This window comes from Pseudotabrizicola algicola, assembly GCF_010915705.1.
In the GTDB taxonomy this organism is placed as follows: Bacteria; Pseudomonadota; Alphaproteobacteria; order Rhodobacterales; family Rhodobacteraceae; genus Pseudotabrizicola; species Pseudotabrizicola algicola.
In genome coordinates, this window is sequence record NZ_JAAIKE010000001.1 from 139302 (window position 1) to 158720 (window position 19419).

At 65.6% G+C, this 19419-nt stretch carries 20 protein-coding genes; 17 read left to right on the top strand and 3 right to left on the bottom strand.

Annotation, left to right across the window (positions count from 1 at the left end):
- The first annotated feature begins 39 nt into the window (after window positions 1–39).
- The 16 genes from G3572_RS00675 (at window position 40) to G3572_RS00750 (ending at window position 15379) form a co-directional block, all read left to right on the top strand.
- Window positions 40–1080 (top strand): acetylserotonin O-methyltransferase, encoded by a 1041-nt coding sequence (locus G3572_RS00675; RefSeq protein WP_240335420.1) that lies wholly within the window; start codon window positions 40–42, stop codon window positions 1078–1080.
- A 169-nt stretch (window positions 1081–1249) separates the two neighbouring features.
- Entirely contained in the window at window positions 1250–2194 is a 945-nt protein-coding gene (bchC, locus tag G3572_RS00680) for a chlorophyll synthesis pathway protein BchC (RefSeq protein ID WP_164608755.1), read from the top strand.
- Window positions 2191–3195, top strand: coding sequence for a chlorophyllide a reductase iron protein subunit X (locus G3572_RS00685; protein ID WP_164608756.1), 1005 nt, complete (start codon window positions 2191–2193; stop codon window positions 3193–3195). The genes bchC and G3572_RS00685 overlap by 4 nt, the downstream gene beginning before the upstream one ends.
- A 63-nt stretch (window positions 3196–3258) precedes the next feature.
- Window positions 3259–4782, top strand: a complete 1524-nt coding sequence (gene bchY / locus G3572_RS00690; protein ID WP_164608757.1) for a chlorophyllide a reductase subunit Y — start codon at window positions 3259–3261, stop codon at window positions 4780–4782.
- Window positions 4783–4894: 112 nt separating this feature from the next.
- Window positions 4895–6382: a chlorophyllide a reductase subunit Z gene (gene bchZ / locus G3572_RS00695; protein ID WP_164608758.1), complete on the top strand. Its 1488-nt coding sequence runs from the start codon at window positions 4895–4897 to the stop codon at window positions 6380–6382.
- Window positions 6375–6584 (top strand): cytochrome PufQ, encoded by a 210-nt coding sequence (gene pufQ, locus G3572_RS00700; RefSeq protein WP_164608759.1) that lies wholly within the window; start codon window positions 6375–6377, stop codon window positions 6582–6584. The genes bchZ and pufQ overlap by 8 nt, the downstream gene beginning before the upstream one ends.
- A 160-nt stretch (window positions 6585–6744) precedes the next feature.
- Complete coding sequence (gene pufB / locus G3572_RS00705) at window positions 6745–6894, top strand: light-harvesting antenna LH1, beta subunit (protein ID WP_100198094.1); 150 nt, start codon at window positions 6745–6747, stop codon at window positions 6892–6894.
- A gap of 13 nt (window positions 6895–6907) precedes the next feature.
- Entirely contained in the window at window positions 6908–7081 is a 174-nt protein-coding gene (gene pufA / locus G3572_RS00710; protein ID WP_164608760.1) for a light-harvesting antenna LH1, alpha subunit, read from the top strand.
- A gap of 128 nt (window positions 7082–7209) precedes the next feature.
- Window positions 7210–8058, top strand: coding sequence for a photosynthetic reaction center subunit L (gene pufL / locus G3572_RS00715; RefSeq protein ID WP_164608761.1), 849 nt, complete (start codon window positions 7210–7212; stop codon window positions 8056–8058).
- Window positions 8051–8974 carry a photosynthetic reaction center subunit M gene (pufM, locus tag G3572_RS00720; protein WP_164608762.1) on the top strand — a complete coding sequence of 308 codons (924 nt, stop codon included), beginning with the start codon at window positions 8051–8053 and terminating at the stop codon, window positions 8972–8974. Before pufL ends, pufM begins: the two co-directional genes overlap by 8 nt.
- Before the next feature lie 10 nt (window positions 8975–8984).
- Window positions 8985–9227 (top strand): RC-LH1 core complex protein PufX, encoded by a 243-nt coding sequence (pufX, locus tag G3572_RS00725; protein ID WP_164608763.1) that lies wholly within the window; start codon window positions 8985–8987, stop codon window positions 9225–9227.
- A gap of 251 nt (window positions 9228–9478) precedes the next feature.
- A complete protein-coding gene (gene dxs / locus G3572_RS00730) occupies window positions 9479–11404 on the top strand; it encodes a 1-deoxy-D-xylulose-5-phosphate synthase (RefSeq protein ID WP_164608764.1) in 1926 nt (641 codons plus the stop codon).
- Between the two features lie 52 nt (window positions 11405–11456).
- Window positions 11457–12275, top strand: a complete 819-nt coding sequence (locus G3572_RS00735; RefSeq protein ID WP_164608765.1) for a hypothetical protein — start codon at window positions 11457–11459, stop codon at window positions 12273–12275.
- A gap of 146 nt (window positions 12276–12421) precedes the next feature.
- Complete coding sequence (locus G3572_RS00740; protein ID WP_164608766.1) at window positions 12422–13075, top strand: protein-L-isoaspartate O-methyltransferase family protein; 654 nt, start codon at window positions 12422–12424, stop codon at window positions 13073–13075.
- Between the two features lie 73 nt (window positions 13076–13148).
- Window positions 13149–14510, top strand: coding sequence for a TolC family outer membrane protein (locus G3572_RS00745; protein WP_164608767.1), 1362 nt, complete (start codon window positions 13149–13151; stop codon window positions 14508–14510).
- A gap of 164 nt (window positions 14511–14674) precedes the next feature.
- The gene (locus G3572_RS00750) at window positions 14675–15379 is read left to right on the top strand and encodes a hypothetical protein (protein WP_164608768.1); all 705 of its coding nucleotides are present in this window, start codon (window positions 14675–14677) and stop codon (window positions 15377–15379) included.
- Between the two features lie 89 nt (window positions 15380–15468).
- Here the strand turns inward: G3572_RS00750 and G3572_RS00755 are convergent, their stop codons facing one another.
- Window positions 15469–15795, bottom strand: a complete 327-nt coding sequence (locus G3572_RS00755) for a DUF6280 family protein (RefSeq protein WP_164608769.1) — start codon at window positions 15793–15795, stop codon at window positions 15469–15471.
- A gap of 216 nt (window positions 15796–16011) precedes the next feature.
- Here G3572_RS00755 and efp point away from each other — a divergent pair, with 216 nt between their 5' ends.
- Complete coding sequence (efp, locus tag G3572_RS00760) at window positions 16012–16575, top strand: elongation factor P (protein WP_164608770.1); 564 nt, start codon at window positions 16012–16014, stop codon at window positions 16573–16575.
- Window positions 16576–16705: 130 nt separating this feature from the next.
- Here the strand turns inward: efp and ygfZ are convergent, their stop codons facing one another.
- On the bottom strand, window positions 16706–17503 hold the full coding sequence (gene ygfZ, locus G3572_RS00765) for a CAF17-like 4Fe-4S cluster assembly/insertion protein YgfZ (protein ID WP_164608771.1): 798 nt from the start codon (window positions 17501–17503) through the stop codon (window positions 16706–16708).
- On the bottom strand, window positions 17500–19305 hold the full coding sequence (locus G3572_RS00770; RefSeq protein ID WP_164608772.1) for an ABC transporter ATP-binding protein: 1806 nt from the start codon (window positions 19303–19305) through the stop codon (window positions 17500–17502). The genes ygfZ and G3572_RS00770 overlap by 4 nt, the downstream gene beginning before the upstream one ends.
- Between the last annotated feature and the right edge of the window lie 114 nt (window positions 19306–19419).

The following is a 19419-nucleotide window of genomic DNA, read 5'->3' on the forward strand; positions in this document are numbered from 1 at the left end:
CTTGCAAAGCGCGGGCCGGGCTGGCTGACGCGGGTGGCGATGTCGCCGCGTTTCCATGCGATGGTCGAGCGCATTCCGGGCCTGCGCCTGAAATCGCGGGCCGAGGGACGGGCGCTGTTCGACGTGGTGTCGGGATTTGTGCAATCGCAGGCGCTGCTGGCGCTGGTCGAATTGCGGGTGCTGCACCGTCTGGCCGAGGGCGCGGCAGACCTGCCTGCGCTGGCGCAGATGACAGGCGTGCCGGAGCCGCGCCTGCACATTCTGCTGCAGGCCGGCGCGGCGCTGAAGCTGCTGCGGCAGGCGCGCGGCGCGTGGCATCTGACCCCGCGCGGCGGGGCCTTCCTGACCGTGCCGGGGCTGGAGGCGATGGTGCGCCACCATGATGTGCTTTACCGCGATCTGGCCGATCCGGTGGCGTTCTTCCGTGGCCAGACCCAGCCCGAACTGGCCGGATTCTGGCCCTATGTCTTTGGTGCGGGCGGGGCGGCAGACCCTGCGCTGGCCGCGCGTTACAGCCGGTTGATGGCGGACAGTCAGGCGCTGGTGGCCGCCGATACGCTGCGGCTGGTGAGCCTGAAGGGGGCCGCGCATCTGATGGATGTGGGCGGCGGCACCGGAGCCTTCCTGCGGGCGGTGGCGGCAGAGTATCCGGCCCTGCGGCTGACGCTGTTCGATCTGCCCGCCGTGGTCGCGGGGGCGGCGGCGCTGCCCAACCTGACCGTGCATCCGGGCAGTTTCCGCGATGACCCGCTGCCCAAAGGCGCGGACTGGATCAGCCTGATCCGCGTGCTTTATGACCATGCCGATTCCACGGTGGCGGCCCTGCTGGACGCGGTCTTTGCCGCATTGCCAGCCGGAGGGCATCTGCTGGTTTCCGAGCCGATGTCGGGCGGCGCCCGCCCCGATCCGGCCACGGATGTCTATTTCGCGGTCTACACCTTGGCGATGCAAACGGGGCGGACACGGTCTGCCGCCGAGATTGCCGCCCTGTTGCGCACCGCCGGATTTGCGGGAATCCGGCTGCTGCCCGGGCCGCGGCCCTATGTGACCTCGGCTTTGACAGCGCAAAAACCGCTCTGAGCTTTGTCGGCTCGACCGGAGTGCAATGTTTTAGGGCCAAAGCACAGCGAAGTGCCGAAAACCTGTCCAATTAAATTGACAGTTGCGAATGTAAGTCTAAACTTACACATAGCGAAAAGGTTCCGTCTGATCGCGACTCTGTGATCAGCGGAAAAAGGAGACCGCCCAAGTGAGAACTTCTGCCGTCATATTGTCAGGCCCGCGCGATCTGGGGCTGGAGGCATTGGGCCTCGTGGCCCCGGCAGCCGGTGATCTGGTGGTCGAGGTTTCGCATTCCGGCATTTCGACCGGCACGGAAAAGCTGTTCTGGTCTGGCACGATGCCGCCGTTTCCGGGCATGGGCTATCCGCTGGTGCCCGGATACGAATCCTTTGGCGAGGTGGTGGAGGCTGCGCCCGAAAGCGGCTTTCGCGTCGGCGAGCATGTGTTCGTGCCGGGGGCCAATTGCTTTGCGGGCAACGTGCGCGGGCTGTTCGGCGGCGCCTCGCGCCATCTGGTGACGCCCGCCGCGCGCGTTGCGCGCATGGACCGCAGCATGGGGGCCGAGGGCGCGCTGCTGGCGCTGGCGGCAACGGCGCGGCATGCGCTGGCCGGATTCAACACCGCGTTGCCCGATCTGATTGTCGGACATGGCACGCTGGGGCGGCTGCTGGCGCGGCTGACGCTGGCGGCGGGTGCGCCTGCGCCCACGGTGTGGGAGATCAACCCCGCACGGCGCGAGGGTGCCGAAGGCTATGCGGTGATTGATCCCGCCGAGGATACGCGCCGCGACTATCGCGCGATCTATGATGCCAGCGGGGCCAAGGGCCTGCTGGACCAGTTGGTGATGCGGCTGGCCAAGGGTGGCGAGGTGGTGCTGGCGGGCTTCTACACCGAGCCGGTGAGTTTTGCCTTTCCGCCCGCCTTCATGAAGGAGGCACGGATCCGCATTGCCAGCGAATGGACCGCCGATGACCTGGTGGCCACGCGGGCGCTGATCGAAAGCGGTGCCTTGTCGCTTTCGGGCCTGATTACCCACACCCGCCCTGCTGCGGATGCGACCGAGGCCTATGCACAGGCCTTCGAGGACGCGTCCTGCCTTAAAATGATCTTGGACTGGAGCGGCCACGCATGACCCTGGATATTCCGAACCTCAAGGATTTTGACACCCGTCTGCGCGAGGAAGCGCATGAGGAGCCGACGCTTGAGGTGCCGCAAGGCGAGCCGACCAGCAAGACGCAGATCATCGCGATCTATGGCAAGGGCGGGATCGGCAAGTCGTTCACGCTGGCGAACCTGAGCCACATGATGGCCGAGATGGGCAAGCGCGTGCTGCTGATCGGCTGCGATCCGAAATCGGACACGACGAGCCTGCTGTTCGGCGGCAAGGCCTGCCCGACGATCATCGAAACCTCGACCCGCAAGAAGCTGGCGGGCGAGGAGGTGAAGATCGGCGACGTCTGCTTCAAGCGCGGCGGTGTCTTCGCGATGGAGTTGGGCGGGCCGGAGGTGGGGCGCGGCTGCGGCGGGCGCGGGATCATCCACGGGTTCGAATTGCTGGAAAAGCTGGGGTTCCATGACTGGGACTTCGACTATGTGCTGCTGGATTTCCTTGGCGATGTGGTCTGCGGCGGCTTCGGCCTGCCGATCGCGCGGGACATGGCGCAGAAGGTGATCCTTGTCGCCTCGAACGATCTGCAATCGCTCTATGTGGCCAACAACGTGTGCTCGGCGGTGGAGTATTTCCGGCGTCTGGGCGGCAATGTGGGCGTGGCGGGGCTGGTCATCAACAAGGATGACGGCACCGGAGAGGCGGCGGCCTTTGCCGAGGCGGTGAAGATTCCGGTGCTGGCCGCGATTCCGCAGGACGACGACCTGCGCAAGAAATCGGCCAATTACCAGATTGTCGGCAGCTACGAGAGCCAGTGGGGGCCGCTGTTTGCCGATCTGGCCTCGGCGGTGGGGCTGGCCCCGCCGGTGCGTCCGGTGCCGCTGACGCAGGACGGTTTGCTGGCGCTGTTCAGCGCCGAACATACGGGGGCCGATTTCGTGCTGACGCCCGCAAGCGATGCCGACATGCGCGGCAAGTTCGCGGGGGCGAAACCTTCGCTGGAAGTGGTGTATGACGATGTTTGATCTCGACACCCTGTCCCGGCTGGAAGAGGCGCTGCGCGCGATGCAGCGCAAGGGGGGCGCGCAATGAGCGGCCTGCGCCATGTGGTGCCCGAAGCGGCTGTGCCATCGGTGGATGGTCTGGGATGCCATGCCGGTGCGGACCAGATGGCGGCGGCGGCGCGGGCGGCGGGCAATTCCGAACTCTTGAACCGTTACGCGAAGGATTACCCGCAAGGCCCTCATGATAAACCACAATCCATGTGCCCCGCTTTCGGCTCGCTGCGCGTGGGCCTGCGGATGCGGCGGGTGGCGACGGTGTTGTCGGGGTCGGCCTGCTGTGTCTATGGCCTGACCTTTGTTTCCCACTTTTATGGTGCCCGCCGGTCGGTTGGTTATGTGCCCTTCAACTCGGAGACGCTGGTGACCGGCAAGCTCTTCGAGGACATCCGCGACGCCGTGCATGAACTGGCGGACCCCGACCGCTATGACGCGGTGGTGGTGACAAACCTCTGTGTGCCGACCGCAAGCGGGGTGCCGCTGCGGCTGCTGCCCAATGAAATCAACGGGGTGCGCATCGTCGGCATCGACGTGCCCGGCTTTGGCGTGCCGACCCATGCCGAGGCCAAGGATGTGCTGGCGGGGGCGATGCTGGCCTATGCGCGGGCCGAGATCATGGCGGGGCCGGTGGCGGCGCCCGCAACGGGGCGGTCTGACCGGCCCACGGTGGCGCTTCTTGGCGAGATGTTCCCCGCCGATCCGATGATGATCGGCGCGATGCTGGCCCCGATGGGGCTGGCGGCAGGGCCGGTGGTGCCGTGCCGCGAATGGCGCGAGCTCTATGCCGCGCTCGATTGCAAGGTGGTGGCGGCCATCCACCCCTTCTACACGGCGGCGGTGCGCGAGTTCGAAGCCGCGGGCCGCAGCGTGGTAGGCTCGGCCCCGGTGGGGTATGACGGCACGATGGACTGGCTGAAGAACATCGGCCAAGCCTATGATGTCACAGCCGAAAAGATTACCGCCGCACAGAATGCCTTTGGCGCCGCCATCAAGGCCGCGCTGGCGGCCAACCCGATCCGCGGGCGCATCACGCTGTCGGGCTATGAGGGATCGGAACTGCTGGTCGCACGGCTGCTGATCGAGAGCGGCGCGGATGTGAAATATGTCGGCACCGCCTGCGCGCGCAGCGCGTGGAGCGAGGCGGACAGGGTCTGGCTGGCCGACAGGGGCGTTGCGGTCAAGTTCCGCGCCAGCCTCGAAGATGATTGCGCCGCGATGGCGGGCTTCGAGCCTGACCTCGCCATCGGCACCACGCCGGTGGTGCAGAAGGCAAAAGAGCTCGGGATTCCCGCGCTTTACTTCACCAACCTGATCTCGGCCCGCCCCCTGATGGGGCCTGCGGGCGCCGGATCGCTGGCGCAGGTCATCAATGCGGCGATGGGCAACAAGGCCCGGATGAGCGGGATGAAAGCGTTCTTCGAGGGCGTCGGCAAGGACGACACCGCGGGCATCTGGGAGGGCGCGCCGAACCTGCGCCCCGATTTCCGCGCGGCGCATCAGAAGAAACTCGACAAGATGGCGAAAGCCGCCAAGGCGGAGGAGATGATATGACCCTCCTGCCATTTTCTGTCCTCAAATATCCCACGGGGGAAGCGGCATTGCCCTGCAATGACGCGCGGGGGTGTGAAACCCCCGCTGCCGACCTCTGGGCCGGGAGGTCCGCATGCTGATTCAGGACCATGACCGGGCAGGCGGCTATTGGGGGGCGATCTATGCCTTCTGCGCCGTCAAGGGGTTGCAGGTGGTGATCGACGGGCCGGTGGGCTGCGAGAACCTGCCCGTGACCTCGGTCCTGCATTACACCGATGCGCTGCCGCCGCATGAATTGCCCATCGTCGTCACCGGACTGGGCGAGGACGAGATGTCGTCGGGCACCGAATCCTCGATGGCTCGGGCGTGGAAGGTGCTTGATCCGGCGCTGCCTGCGGTGGTGGTCACAGGCTCCATCGCCGAAATGATCGGCGGCGGGGTGACGCCTGCCGGCACCAACATCCAGCGTTTCCTGCCGCGCACCATCGACGAGGATCAGTGGCAATGCGCCGACCGCGCGATGACATGGATCTTCACCGAATTCGGCATGACCAAGGGCCGGATGCCGCTGGAGAAAAAGCGCGCCGAGGGGGACGCCCCGCGCGTCAACATCCTTGGCCCGATGTATGGCACTTTCAACATGGCGTCGGATCTTGCCGAGATACGGCGTCTGGTGACCGGCATCGGGGCCGAGGTCAATATGGTGATGCCGCTTGGCGCCCATCTGGCCGAGATGCGCAATCTGGTGAATGCCGATGTGAACATCGTCATGTACCGCGAATTCGGGCGCGGTCTGGCGGAAGTGCTTGGCAAGCCGTATTTGCAAGCGCCCTTCGGCCTTGAATCGACGACGAAATTCCTGCGCAGTCTGGGCGAGTTGCTGGGGCTGGACCCCGAGCCCTTCATCGAGCGGGAAAAGCATTCGACGCTGAAGCCGGTCTGGGATCTGTGGCGGTCGGTCACGCAAGATTTCTTTGCCACCGCCAGTTTCGCGATCGTGGCGAATGACACCTATACGCGCGGCGTGCGCAATTACCTCGAGAACGATCTGGGCCTGCCTTGCGCCTTTGCGGTTTCCCGCGTGGCAGGGGCCAAGACCAACAACGAGGCAGTGCGCGCGCTGATGAAACAGCACCGCCCGCTGGTGGTGATGGGGTCGATCAACGAGAAGATGTATATGGCCGAGATGAAGGGGGGGCATGGACCGGCCCCCAGTTTCATCGCCGCCAGCTTCCCCGGCGCTGCGATCCGCCGCCATACCGGCACGCCCTTTATGGGCTATGCGGGGGCTGTCTGGATCTTGCAGGAAGTGTGCAACGGGCTGTTCGAGGCGCTGTTCCACATCCTGCCCCTGGGGTCCGAGATGGACAGTGCGGCGGCCACGCCGACCACGCTGCGCCGCGATTTTCCGTGGGATCTGGATGCGCAGGCCGCCCTTGATCGCATTGTTTCCGAACATCCGGTGCTGACCCGGATTTCCGCCGCCAAGTCCCTGCGGGATGCGGCGGAGAAAGCCGCGCTCGACCAAGGGGCCGAGCGGGTGATTGTCGAATTTGTCGAAGGATTGCGGGGGGATGCCCGCGCGGTCCAAGCGAAACCCAAGGGAGGCTCCCATGAGTGACCAGAGCGCAGGCCATGCACATCGCACGCCCAAAGCCGAGTTCTACGTTTATTTTGTGCTGATCTTCCTTGTGGCGGTTCCCTTGTCGCTGCTGGCATGGGCCGGATCGGTCCTGCGCCACCAGCGCCTGCCGGTGCATGGGCCGCTGGCCCGCGCCTGGCTGGAGGCCAAGGCGATCACGCCCGCGATTTTCCGGCCCTGAGGGGCCAACGCAATTCCCTTCCGCCGCGCCCGTCGGAAGCCATCGCTTCGTTCTTCCGCAGACCATCGCGGGGGATCGGAAAACACGGATTCGGCACTCCGCCGATCCGTGACCCCCGCCGCAGGGTATGCGGCGGCAGTCTCCAAATCCGGAGGATACTATGGCTGATAGAACTGACCTGAGTTTCACGGGTCTTACCGACGAACAGGCGCAAGAACTGCACTCTGTGTACATGAGCGGGCTCTGGCTCTTCACGGCGATTGCCGTGGTTGCCCATCTTGCCGTGTACATCTGGCGCCCCTGGTTCTGAGGAGGATCACACAATGTCGAAATTCTACAAAATCTGGCTGATCTTCGATCCCCGTCGCGTCTTCGTGGCACAGGGCGTGTTCCTGTTCCTCCTGGCGGCGATGATCCACCTCGTTCTGCTGTCGACCCCGTCCTACAACTGGTTCGACATCGCAGCAGCGAAATACAACCGCGTGGCTGCGGAGTAATCCGTGCCGCCTTCGCGGGCGATCTGCCGGTCAGGTCGCCCGTGAAAAACACATCGAATTTCAAGTCGGCCCCGCATGGTGCATCCCGCCCATGATGGGACCGCCTCCATAACCGCGGAGAGGGAAGCATGGCACTGCTCAGCTTCGAACGAAAATACCGCGTGCCGGGTGGCACGCTTGTCGGCGGGAACCTGTTCGACTTCTGGGTCGGGCCTTTCTACGTCGGCTTCTTTGGAGTCGTGGGCTTTTTCTTTGCGGCCCTCGGCACGATCCTGATATTCTACGGCGCGACCTTGCAGGGGACATGGAACCCCTGGCTGATCTCGATCGCGCCGCCGCCGGTGGAAATGGGACTTGCCGCAGCGCCCTTGCGCGAGGGCGGGTTGTGGCAGGTGATCACCATCTGCGCGACGGGGGCCTTCGTGGCCTGGGCGCTGCGCGAGGTGGAGATCTGCCGCAAGCTGGGCATGGGCTATCATGTGCCTTTTGCCTTTGGCGTCGCCATTTTTGCCTATCTCACGCTGGTCGTGATCCGGCCGGTGCTGATGGGGGCCTGGGGCTATGCCTTTCCCTATGGCATCTGGACGCATCTCGACTGGGTGTCGAACACCGGCTACCAATACGGCAACTTCCATTACAACCCGGCGCATATGATCGCGGTGAGCTTCTTCTTCACCACGGCGCTGGCGTTGTCCTTGCATGGCGCGCTGATCCTGTCGGCGGCCAACCCCGAAAAGGGCAAGGAGATGCGCACCCCCGATCACGAGGATACCTATTTCCGCGACCTGATCGGCTATTCGGTGGGGACCTTGGGCATTCACCGGGTGGGGCTGCTTCTGGCGCTGAACGCGGGCTTCTGGTCGGCGGTCTGTATCGTGATTTCGGGCACCATCTGGTTCGACCAGTGGGTTGTCTGGTGGGACTGGTGGCTGAACCTGCCGTGGTGGGCGGGGATTGCAGGAGGCGTAAATGGCTGAGTATCAAAACATTTTCACGCAGGTCCAGGTCAGGGCCGAGCCTGAAATGGGCATGGTCGAGGGCGTCGAGCTTTCCAACCGCACCAAATCGGCCAGCTTTTCCAACCTGATGGGCTGGATCGGCAACGCGCAGCTTGGTCCGGTCTACCTTGGCACGATGGGCGTCATCTCGCTGGCGGCGGGGGCGGTCTGGTTCTTCATCGTCGGTGCCTGGTTCTGGCATCAGGCGGGGTTGAACCCGGCGGTGTTCCTGCGCGATCTGTTCTGGTTCAGCCTCGAGCCGCCGGCAGAGGAATACGGGCTTGGCTTTGCGCCGCTGGCCGAAGGCGGCCTGTGGATCATCGCCAGCTTCTTCCTGCTGGTCAGCGTCTGCGCGTGGTGGGTGCGCACCTATCTGCGCGCACAGGCGCTCGGCATGGGCAAGCATGTGGCCTGGGCCTTTGCCAGCGCCATCTGGCTGTTCCTTGTGCTGGGCCTGTTCCGGCCGATCCTGATGGGATCATGGAGCCATGCCGTTCCTTATGGCATCTTCAGCCATCTGGACTGGACCAACCTGTTCAGCCTGACCTATGGCAACCTGTTCTATAACCCGTTCCACGCGCTTTCGATCGCGTTCCTCTATGGCTCGGCCCTGCTGTTTGCGATGCATGGCGCGACCATTCTGGCGGTGAGCCGTTTTGGCGGCGACCGCGAGCTGGAGCAGATCGTGGACCGTGGCACGGCCAGCGAACGGGCGGCGCTGTTCTGGCGCTGGACCATGGGCTTCAACGCCACGATGGAAGGGATTCACCGCTGGGCCTGGTGGTTTGCCGTGCTGGTCACGCTGACCGGCGGGATCGGCATTCTGTTGACCGGGACTGTGGTGGACAACTGGTATGTCTGGGCGCAGGAGCACGGCTACGCGCCGTTGAATTGAGGAGTGCACCATGTCTGACCATCCCTTCTATCAGAACGAAAGCCCGACCACCCGCATGCGCACCTGGATTTTCGGCCAGATGATGTGGGGGGCCTTTCTGGCCGGGGCGTTCCTGCTGGCGATCGGGCTGTTTCTGGGCCTGATCTATCTGGTGGGGCTGCTTTTGCCCGAAGAAAGCCGCCAGACCCCTGATCCGATGCCCAGATCGAGCCTCGAGCAGCCCTTGGCTGTGGCCGGTCACGATCTGGCCTGATCCCTTGCGGGGGCGGCGGCACCCTGTCGCCCCTGCCACCATATTCGGGCCATAAAGCCGGCCCGGATCCGGGGCGCAACCACAGCCCGGTTCCCTTCCTGTTGGCGACAGGGACCTGGTGCCGTGTGGAGCTTATCCATACGGCACTTTTTTGCTTTTGATGCGGCCGGATCAGCCCGCCTTGATCTGGCCGGATCAGTCCTGCCCTTGGTCCTTGCGGATCGGGGCCCATCGCTTTGGAGGACGCACCCATGAGCGCACACGGTATTCACACCCCGACCCTGGACAGGGTGTCCGGCCCCGCCGATCTGAAGGCGCTGAGCGATGCGGAACTGACCGCGCTGGCCGACGAGTTGCGGCGCGAAACCATCGAGGTGGTCAGCCGGACGGGTGGGCACCTTGGCTCGTCCCTTGGTGTGGTCGAATTGACGGTGGCCATCCATGCGGTGTTCAACACGCCTCTGGACAAGCTGATCTGGGATGTCGGCCACCAGTGCTATCCGCACAAGATATTGACCGGGCGGCGGGACAGGATGCTGACCTTGCGGCAGGCGGGGGGGCTTTCGGGCTTTACCAAGCGGGCGGAGTCGGAGTTTGACCCGTTCGGCGCGGCGCATTCCAGCACCTCGATCAGTGCGGCGCTTGGCTTTGCCGTGGGGCGCGAGATGGGGATGCCGGTCGGCGATACCATTGCGGTGATCGGCGATGGCGCGATCACGGCGGGCATGGCCTATGAGGCGATGAACCATGCAGGCCACCTGAAAAGCCGGATGTTCGTCATCCTCAACGACAATGACATGAGCATTGCGCCGCCTGTGGGCGCGCTGCAGCGGTACCTCAACGACATTGCCGCCAAGGGGCCGCTGGCCACGCTGAAGGCGGTGGCCGAAGGGGTGGAGGCGCATCTGCCGGGGCCGATGCGTGAAGGTGCGCGGCGGGCGCGGCAGATGGTGACGGGGATGCCGGGGGGCGGCACCCTGTTCGAGGAGTTCGGCTTTACCTACATCGGTCCGGTGGACGGGCATGACGTGCCGCAACTGCTGGCGACCTTGCGCGCGGCGCGGGCGCGGGCGACGGGGCCGGTGCTGATCCATGCGGTGACGGTGAAGGGCAAGGGCTATGCCCCCGCCGAGGGGGCGGATGACAAGTATCACGGGGTGGCGAAGTTCGACGTGGCGACCGGCGCGCAGGTGAAGGCCAAGTCGAACGCGCCGAGTTATACGAGCGTGTTCGGCCAGCGGCTGACCGAAGAGGCCGCGCGCGATCCGCGTATCGTGGGGATCACCGCCGCGATGCCGGGGGGCACGGGGCTTGACGTGATGGCGCGGCGCTTTCCGGCGCGGGTCTTCGATGTGGGCATCGCCGAGCAGCACGGGGTGACCTTTGCCGCTGGCCTTGCCGCCAGCGGGATGCGGCCGTTCTGCGCGATCTATTCCAGTTTCCTGCAGCGCGGCTATGACCAGATCGTGCATGATGTGGCCTTGCAGAACCTGCCGGTGCGCTTTGCCATCGACCGCGCGGGGCTGGTCGGGCAGGACGGGGCGACCCATGCGGGGGCCTTCGATGTGGCCTTTCTGGCGAACCTGCCCAACATGACCGTGATGGCGGCGGGGGACGAGGCCGAGTTGTGCCACATGATCGCCACCGCCGCCCAGCATGACGCGGGGCCGATTGCCTTCCGCTATCCGCGCGGCGAGGGGTTGGGGGTGGAGATGCCCGAGCGCGGGCAGGTGCTGGAGATCGGCAAGGGCCGCGTGCTGCGGCAGGGGCGCGAGGTGGCGCTGCTGTCTTTCGGGGCGCACTTGGGCGAGGTGCAGGCGGCGGCCGATCTGCTGGAGGCGGAGGGCCTTTCGGTGACGGTGGCGGATGCCCGCTTTGCCAAACCGCTGGATCATGCGCTGATCGACGCGCTGGTCGAGGGGCATCAGGCGATCATCACGGTGGAGCAGGGCAGCACGGGGGGCTTTGGTGCCTTGGTGTTGCATTATTTGGCGGGGGCGGGTCTGCTGGAGCGGGGCCGCGCGATCCGCACCATGGTGCTGCCGGACCGCTTCATCGATCAGGCATCGCCTGCGCAGATGTATGAGTGGGCGGGGCTGCAGGCGGCGGACATCGCCGGCATGGCGCGGCGGGCGCTTCGGCGCGAGGCGGAACCGCGGGGGCTGCGGCTGGTCTGACCCTTGCGCTGCTGCCGGTGGCGGATGCCTCGGGCGGGAGTATCCGGAAAAGGTGCAGGCGGCAGCGCGGCGCGATTTGCGCGGGGTTGTCGAATCTGTGGCGGGGCCGCAGTCTGGCGGCGAATGCGTGCGTGGGGTCGGGGCCGAGCAGATGTGGAACGGGGCGATTGGGCGGAGCGGCTTGGGCCTCTTGGGCTTTAGGCTGGGCGGCGCGGTGTTTGCCGCGCTGGCGCTGCTGGCGGTGGCGGCAGAGGCCGAGCCGGTGAAACTGCGCGTGACGGCTGCCGCGTCGGAGGACGGCACGGCGGCGGGGCCGGTTTCGTGGTCGGCGGTGCCGCTGGACCTGCCCGAGGATGCGGATGTGTTCGACGCGATGGTGATGACGCAGGAACCGGTGGAGGGTGCCTGGGAGGTGCTGCTGGAGCCGGGGCGCTATCTGCTGTCGGGCTTTACCGAGGCGGAACTCTATGAAGCCGAGGTGGAGGTGAGCGCCCGGATGGCCGAGGTGGTGGTGCCGGTGCTGGTGATCGAGGGCGGGGTCGCCCTGCGCTGCGCCGAGGCGGAATGTGCCTATTCCGATCCGCAGACCGGTCTGGTCGCCACGGTGCCGCAGGGCTGGGCGGTGGAGGTGCCTTATTTTGCCGATCTGGGCGATGGCACGCTGGCGAGCGAAATCTCCACGGTGTTTTTCGAGGATCTCGAGGGGGATGGCGGCGCGGTCTGGTTCCTGAACCCGCTGGACTGGATCGACGGGGACACCGGACCCTGCCGTGCGGTGGCGCTGGGATCGCTGTGCACATTCGAGCTTTCCGAGGCGGCGGAGGCCGGGTTTGCGGTGATTGCGCCTTCGTTGCAACGGGTTGCGCCCTGAGACGCTGCGCGCGATTGCGGCGCAAGGGACGCAGCGCGCGAAAAATCGGAGGCCGGGGCGAAGCGCCGCCCGTCTGTCCCGTTGCCCCCGCCGGGGAGATGTGGCAAGAGGATAGGGCAGCCTATCTAGACCCGTGAGTTCAGCCGATGACCGATTTCTCTGCCCGCCGCGTGATGATGGTTGACACCCAGGTGCGACCTTCGGATGTGACCAAGTTCCCCATCATCGATGCGATGCTGACCGTGCCGCGGGAAACCTTCGTTCCGCGCGAGTTGCGCGAGGCGGCCTATATGGGCGAAAACCTGGTGCTGCGGGCGGACCGCACCGTTCTGGAGCCGCGCACCCTGGCCAAGATGCTGGATGCGCTGGATATACAGCCGGGGGAGATGGTGCTGGATCTGGGATGCGGGCTTGGATATTCGGCCGCCGTTCTGGCACGGCTGGCCGATGCGGTGGTCGCGGTCGAGGAGGACGAGGCGCTGGCGGCAGAGGCGCAGAGCCTGCTTTCGCAAGCTTCGGTCGACAATGCGGCGGTGATCGTGGCCCCCTTGGCGGTGGGCGCGCCCAAGCATGGCCCCTATGATGTGATTACGGTGCAAGGCGGTGTGGAAGAGATTCCGCAGGCCCTGATTGACCAGTTGAAAGATGGCGGGCGCATTGCCGCCATTTTTGTGGAAGGGGCCTTGGGCATTGTGCGCGTTGGCTTCAAATCGGGCGGGCAGGTGAGCTGGCGCTTTGTTTTCAATGCCTCGGCACCGGTATTGCCGGGGTTCGCCAAGGCGCGCGCTTTCTCACTCTGATTGCGTCTGCCCGGCGACAAATAAACAGATCCCGCGCGTATAAGCCGGGAAATCGGATTGGAGCAGTCAGGGTATGCGTGGATTTTTTGCAGCAGCGGCGGTGGCGGTCAGTGTTCTGGCGGCCCCGATGGCACAGGCCGAGACGCTGACCGATGCCTTTATCGCGGCCTATCGCAATTCGAACCTGCTGGACAAGCAGGCGGCGACCCTGCGGGCGGCGGATGAGGATGTGGCGCAGGCGATGGCCACGTTGCGGCCCATCGTGGATTTCGCGATCAACAGCGGCTATTCGCGCAGCCAGCAAACCGCGAGCGGCCGTTTCACCGACGGAATCCGCACGACCTTTGACCTTTCGGCGCAGTTGACGCTGCTTGACTTCGGGCGGCGGGCGATCCGGATCGAGATTGCCAAGGAAAGCGTGCTGGCCACCCGCGAATTGCTGCGCAGCGTGGAACAGGATGTGCTGTTCGCGGCGGTCGAGGCCTATGTCGATGTGCAGGTGAACCAGCAATTGCTGGCCTTGCGCGAGTCGAACGTGCGGCTGGTGACGCAGGAATTGCGCGCCGCGCAGGACAGGTTCGAAGTGGGCGAGATCACCCGCACCGATGTGTCGATCGCCGAGGCGCGTCTGGCGGCGGCGCGGGCGGGTCTGGCCGCAGCCGAGGGCAACCTGATGGTCGCGCGCGAAGCCTACAAGGCCGCGACCGGGGCCTATCCGCGCACTCTGGCGCGGCTGCCTGCCTCGCCCAGCCTGCCTGCCTCGATGGAGGCTGCGCGCACGGTGGCGCTGCGCACGCATCCTGCGATCCTGGGCGCGCAGCGGCGGGTGACGATCAACGAACTGGGCGTCGAGTTGCAGAAGGCCGGTTTCAAGCCGACGGTTTCGGCGCGGGCCGGCGTGGGGATCAATGACGCGGGGGCGGAAAGCCAGAGCTTTGGCCTGTCGCTGAACCAGCGGGTCTATTCGGGCGGCGCGCAGGCATCGCTCTTGCGCCAGTCGATTGCGCAGCGTGACGGGGCGCGAGCCGATCTGGCGCAGGCCGGGGTGCAGATTGCCGAAGGTGTGGGCAATGCATGGGCCGGGCTGACGATTGCCAATGCGCAGGTGCAGGCGGGCGACCGCCAGATCCGCGCGGCGCAGACCGCGTTTGACGGGGTGCGGGAAGAGGCCAATCTGGGCGCGCGCACCACGCTGGACGTGCTGAACGCCGAGCAGGAACTGCTGGATGCGCGGGTGACGCGGATCCAGGCCGAGGCGCAGCGCTATCTGGGGGTTTACCGCGTGTTGGCCACGATGGGCCTGCTGTCGGTCGAGCATCTGAAGCTGGGCATCCCGACCTATGATCCGGCGGCCTATTACAATGCCGTGAAATCCGCGCCGGTCCATTCCGCGCAGGGCAAGAAGCTTGACCGGATTCTGGAAAAGCTGAAATAGGCGCGGTTTTCGGGCCATTTGTGCAAAAGCGCTGGCGCTGCCCGTGCCAATTTCTTGTGCTGCGGCCCTTGCGGGTTTACACTGTCTGTTGAACCGGCAGGCGGCGCAGGGAATGGCGCGGCACGGCAAGCCGGAAGAGCGGCAGGATTACGGGCAGGAGTGTCATGTCGGAACCGATGAGCAATCATGAGATCGAGGATGTTCTGTCGTCGATCCGGCGTCTGGTGTCGGAGGATCTTCGGCCTGCGCGCGCGGCCGAGGCGGCGGTGGCCGCTGCTGTGACGGCGGAGCAGGAGGCGGCGGGCAAGCTGCTTTTGACGCCCGCGCTGCGGGTGGTCGCGCCGCCAGAGGGCGAGGGGGCCGCTCCCGTGGCCGCCGGGGCGGGCGCGGCGGAGCAACACGGGGCGGCGCCCGTGATGCAGGCGGAGTGGCCGGTGGAGGATGTGGTCGCCCGGCTTGGCGCGGCTGTGGCCGAGGAAGAATGGGAATCTCCCTTTGGCGATCCGCAGGTCTGGCCGGTAGAGGCGGAGCCTGCTGTGGCCCGTCCGGTTGCGGCGGGGCAGGGCATTGCCGCCGCCCCGAAAGATGCGCCGATGGATGACGGCGCCTGGGCAGATGCCGCCGAGGCAGCGGTGCGCGCCGATCTTGCGCAGGACGCCGAGGAAGATGTGATTGCCAGCCTTTACGCCGCCGAGGCGGCGGGTGACGGCGCGGGCCTGCGGTTTGACGAAGAGGTGCTCCGCGATCTGGTGCGTGACCTGATCCGCGAGGAGTTGTCGGGCACTTTGGGCGAGCGGATTACCCGCAATGTGCGCAAACTGGTGCGGGCGGAAATTGCGCGGGCGCTGGCCTTGCGCGAGTTCGAATAGGCCGCGCGAAGAGGTCGGCAAAAACAAAACGCGCCCCGTTTGGGGCGCGTTTTGTTTTGCGCTCGGGCAAGCCCCCGCGCGGGGAAGGATCAGGCGGCTTCGCCCATTTCCGATTCCAGCGCGTTGCGGCGTTCGGATTCTTCGCGGCTGAGCGCGACCGAGGTGCGCACGCCTTTGGAGACGAATTCCATCAGTCCTTTGACAACGCGTTCGTTGGGGTCGATTCCGGCGCAAGACAGAACCTCGCGCCCGTCGCGCGAGCGTGCCCAGCGGGCGATCTGTTCGGGGCCGTTGCCGTATTTTTTGTCATCTGCGATGGCATCGTCCAGCGCAGCAAGCACAACGGCCGCAAAAAGCTTGCGTGCGCGCTGACCTTGTTCGTAATTGAAAGCGGTGCTGTCAACGAAACCTGTCATGATGGCAGTCCTTATTCTTGCTCTTGTCTTTTCTGACGTCGGGCGAACCTAAACGTTTCAAAGCGATTCGGCATCACCCGTTTTGCAATCCTGTCATGCATTTGGCGCATGGCTGACGCAGGGGTATACTGTATTTAGTCGGCTTGCCCGCGTGGGACTGCCCAGATATAGGTGGTGCCCTTCCGACTTCAACCTTTTGTCAAGGTTTTGCCACAAATGCCGAAAATCAATGGAAACGAGATCAAGCCGGGAATGGTGCTGGAACATGACGGCGGGCTCTGGGCCGCGGTGAAGGCAAACCATGTAAAGCCCGGCAAGGGCGGCGCTTTTGCGCAGGTGGAGCTGAAGAACCTGCGTGACGGGCGCAAGCTGAACGAGCGGTTCCGCTCGGAAGACAAGGTCGAGGAGGTGCGGCTGGAGAACAAGGACCAGCAGTTCCTGTATGAAACCGACGGGCGGCTGGTGTTCATGGATTCGGAAACCTATGAGAAGATCGAGCTGGATGCCGACCTGCTGGGCGACCGGCGGCCGTTCCTGCAGGACGGGATGACGGCGACGATCCGGTATTACGGCGACGAGGCGCTGGCGGTGACTCTGCCGCAGAAGGTGAAATGCCGCGTGGTGGAGACGGAGCCGGTGGTGAAGGGCCAGACGGCGGCCAACAGCTTCAAGCCCGCGATCCTTGACAATGGCGTGCGCATCATGATCCCGCCCTTTGTCGCGCAGGATGAAGAGATCATCGTGCATACCGAATTCATGGAATATTCCGAACGCGCCTGAGCGGGGCGAGTTTCCTGCGAATATTCGGCTGCAGCTTTGGAGCAATGGTCGGCAGCGCGGGTTCCGTGCGCCGCCGAACTTGCGCGGGAAGGATCGCGCCGGTCATACTAGGAGCAGCAGGTCCGCGGTATCAGCTGAGCGGCGAGAGCCGCGCCGTGCCTGCCGTCATGTCTTGCATGCGGTCAAAGCGCAGATAGGCGATCGCCTTGCCGCCCGCCTGGGTAAAGAGGGTGCCGGCCTCTTTCTCGCCTGACAGGATCGGCGTGCCGACGGGGGCGGCCCCGTCGATGGCCAATGTGACCAGACCCTTTTTCAGCTCGGTCTTGTGTTTCATGCGGGCGGTGACCTCTTGGCCCACATAGCAGCCCTTGCGGAAATCGACGCCGTTCAGCCGCTCGAAGCCCGATTCCAGCAGGTAGCTTTCGTTCGGGACCAGTTCGATGCCGCTTTCGGGAATGCAATGGGCGACGCGGATGCTGTCCCAGTCGATCGGCTGGGCGGGGGGCATGGTTTGCGGCAGGCCATAGGCACGCCAGCCCAAGGCGGGGTGGCGCGGATCGGCAAAGGCACCCGATGGCGCGGTGCCAAGGCCGCGCGCCACCGCCACGGGTGCCTCGGTGATCTGCGCATCGGCGCGCAGGCGATACATCATCAGGCGGCGGGCGGTGTCGGCGGCGAGGGCCGAGGAGATGTCGAGCAGCAGACGCTCTTCCCCTTGCGCGCGGATCACGAAGAAGTCGGACAGGTATTTGCCCTGCGCGGTCAGCAGCGCCGCCCAGAGGATGCCCGGCGCGCGCTCCAGCGGCAGGATGTCATTGCTGATGAGCCCTTGCAAAAAGCTGAAGCGGTCGGCCCCCGTGACCTGCAGGATATGGCGATCTGCGGCGGGTTCGCCGGCGTGGGGCGCCTGAGGATGCGGGCTGGTCATGGCGTCTTGTCCTGATCCTTGAATTGCAGGGCATGCAGGCTGGCATAAAGCCCGCCTTGGGCCAGCAGTTCGTCATGGGTGCCGGTTTCGACCGCGCGGCCCTGGTCCATCACGATGATGCGGTGGGCGTGGCGCACGGTGGCGAGGCGGTGGGCGATCACGACCGTCGTGCGTCCGGCGGCGGCGGCGTTCATCGCGGTGGCAAGCGCGGATTCGGAGGCGGCGTCGAGTGCCGAGGTTGCCTCGTCGAGCAGGAGCACAGGCGTGTCGCGCAGCAGCGCCCGCGCGATGGCGATGCGCTGGCGTTGCCCGCCCGAGAGGTTGGAGCCGCGCGGACCTGCGGCGGTGTCGATCCCGTTTGGCAGCGCCGCGACAAAGGTGCTGGCCTGTGCCGTGGCGAGCGCGCGCGTCATCTGCGCCTCGTCAATGCCCGTCTGGCCCAAGGCCAGATTGTCGCGCAGGCTTTCATCGAACAGCGCCGCATCTTGCGAGACGGCGGAGAACAGGGCGCGCTGGTCGGGCAGCGTCATGTCGGTGGTGGCGATCCCGTCTATCTCGATCTGGCCCCGCGCCGGATCGGAGAGGCCGGTGAGCAGGTGGAACACGGTGGATTTGCCCGCCCCCGAAGGCCCAACAAGGGCGGTGAGTTGCCCTGCCTCGGCGGTGAAGGAGAGCCCTTGCAGAACGGGCTGGTCGCCATAGCCGAAATGCACATCCTCGAAGCGGAGCCGGGGGGGCAGATTGGTCGGGCGCAAGCCGCTGGCCGGACGTCTGTGCGAGGGTGACATCGCAAAGAGGTTTGCGATGCGTTGCAGGCTGGCCGCACCGATCTGCCACAGGCCCGCCATGTCGCCGAGGCGCCGGATCGGCTGGAAGGTCAGCACCATTGCGGAAAAGAAGGCCATGAATTCGCCGGTGGTGCGGGTGCCGGCAGCCACCTCGCGCCCGCCCAGCACCAGCACGGCCAGAAAGCCGAGGCCGGTGATCACATCGACCAGCGAGGGCAGCACCGCGCGGCCGAAGGCGGCCTTGGTCTCGGCGGTGACGATGCGCGACAGGATGGCATCGAAACGGGCGCTTTGATGCGCCTCCATCCGGTTGAGTTTCACGGCCTGTATGCCGTGGAAGATCTCGTCGAGGCGGGTCGCGCGCAATCCGGCCTGATCGCGCAGCATGATCGCCTTGCGGCGCAGATAGCGGCGCAGGATGGCGGCGGGCAGGATCAGGAGCGGGGTTCCGATGATGGCGGCGAGCGTCCACCACGGATCGATGCTGAGGGCGACGGCAAAGAGGCCGATGAGCGCCACCACATCGCGCCCGATGCCCGCCACGAGCGAGATCCAGATGCCTTGCACGGCCATGGTGTCGCCCTGCACCCGCTCGATCAGCGCGCCGGGGGAATTGTCCTGAAAAAAGCGCATGTCGAGCCGCAGGAGATGGGCGAGCAACTGGCTTTGCATGGTCGCGGCGACGCGCTGCGAGATGCTGGCGAGCAGGGTCTTGGAGGCGAGAGAGGTGATCGCCCGCAGCGCGAAGAGGCCGAAGATGGCCGCGCCAACAAGCCAGAGCCCGCTGCTGCTGCCGCTGCCGAAGACGCGGTCGAACAGCGGTTGTAGCATATAGGAGAGCGCGCCGAGGGTGCTGCCTTCGATCACCATGATGCCGAAGGCGGTCAGCAGACGCCCGCTCTGGCCGCGCAGGTAGCTGTGCCAGAACCAGCGGGCGAGCGCCCCGTCTCCGGCGGCGGGTGCGGGCGGGGGCGGGTTGGGTGAGGGCGGCGACTGTGGGTCTTGCGCTGTCATGAGCGTGATGTAATGCCAAACCCCCCGCCGCCGCAATGGCACCCCGCAAATGAGCGCGCAGGCGATTGACCTTGCGCCTGCGCGGGCCTAGCCATGTGCCGAATGCTTTATCGA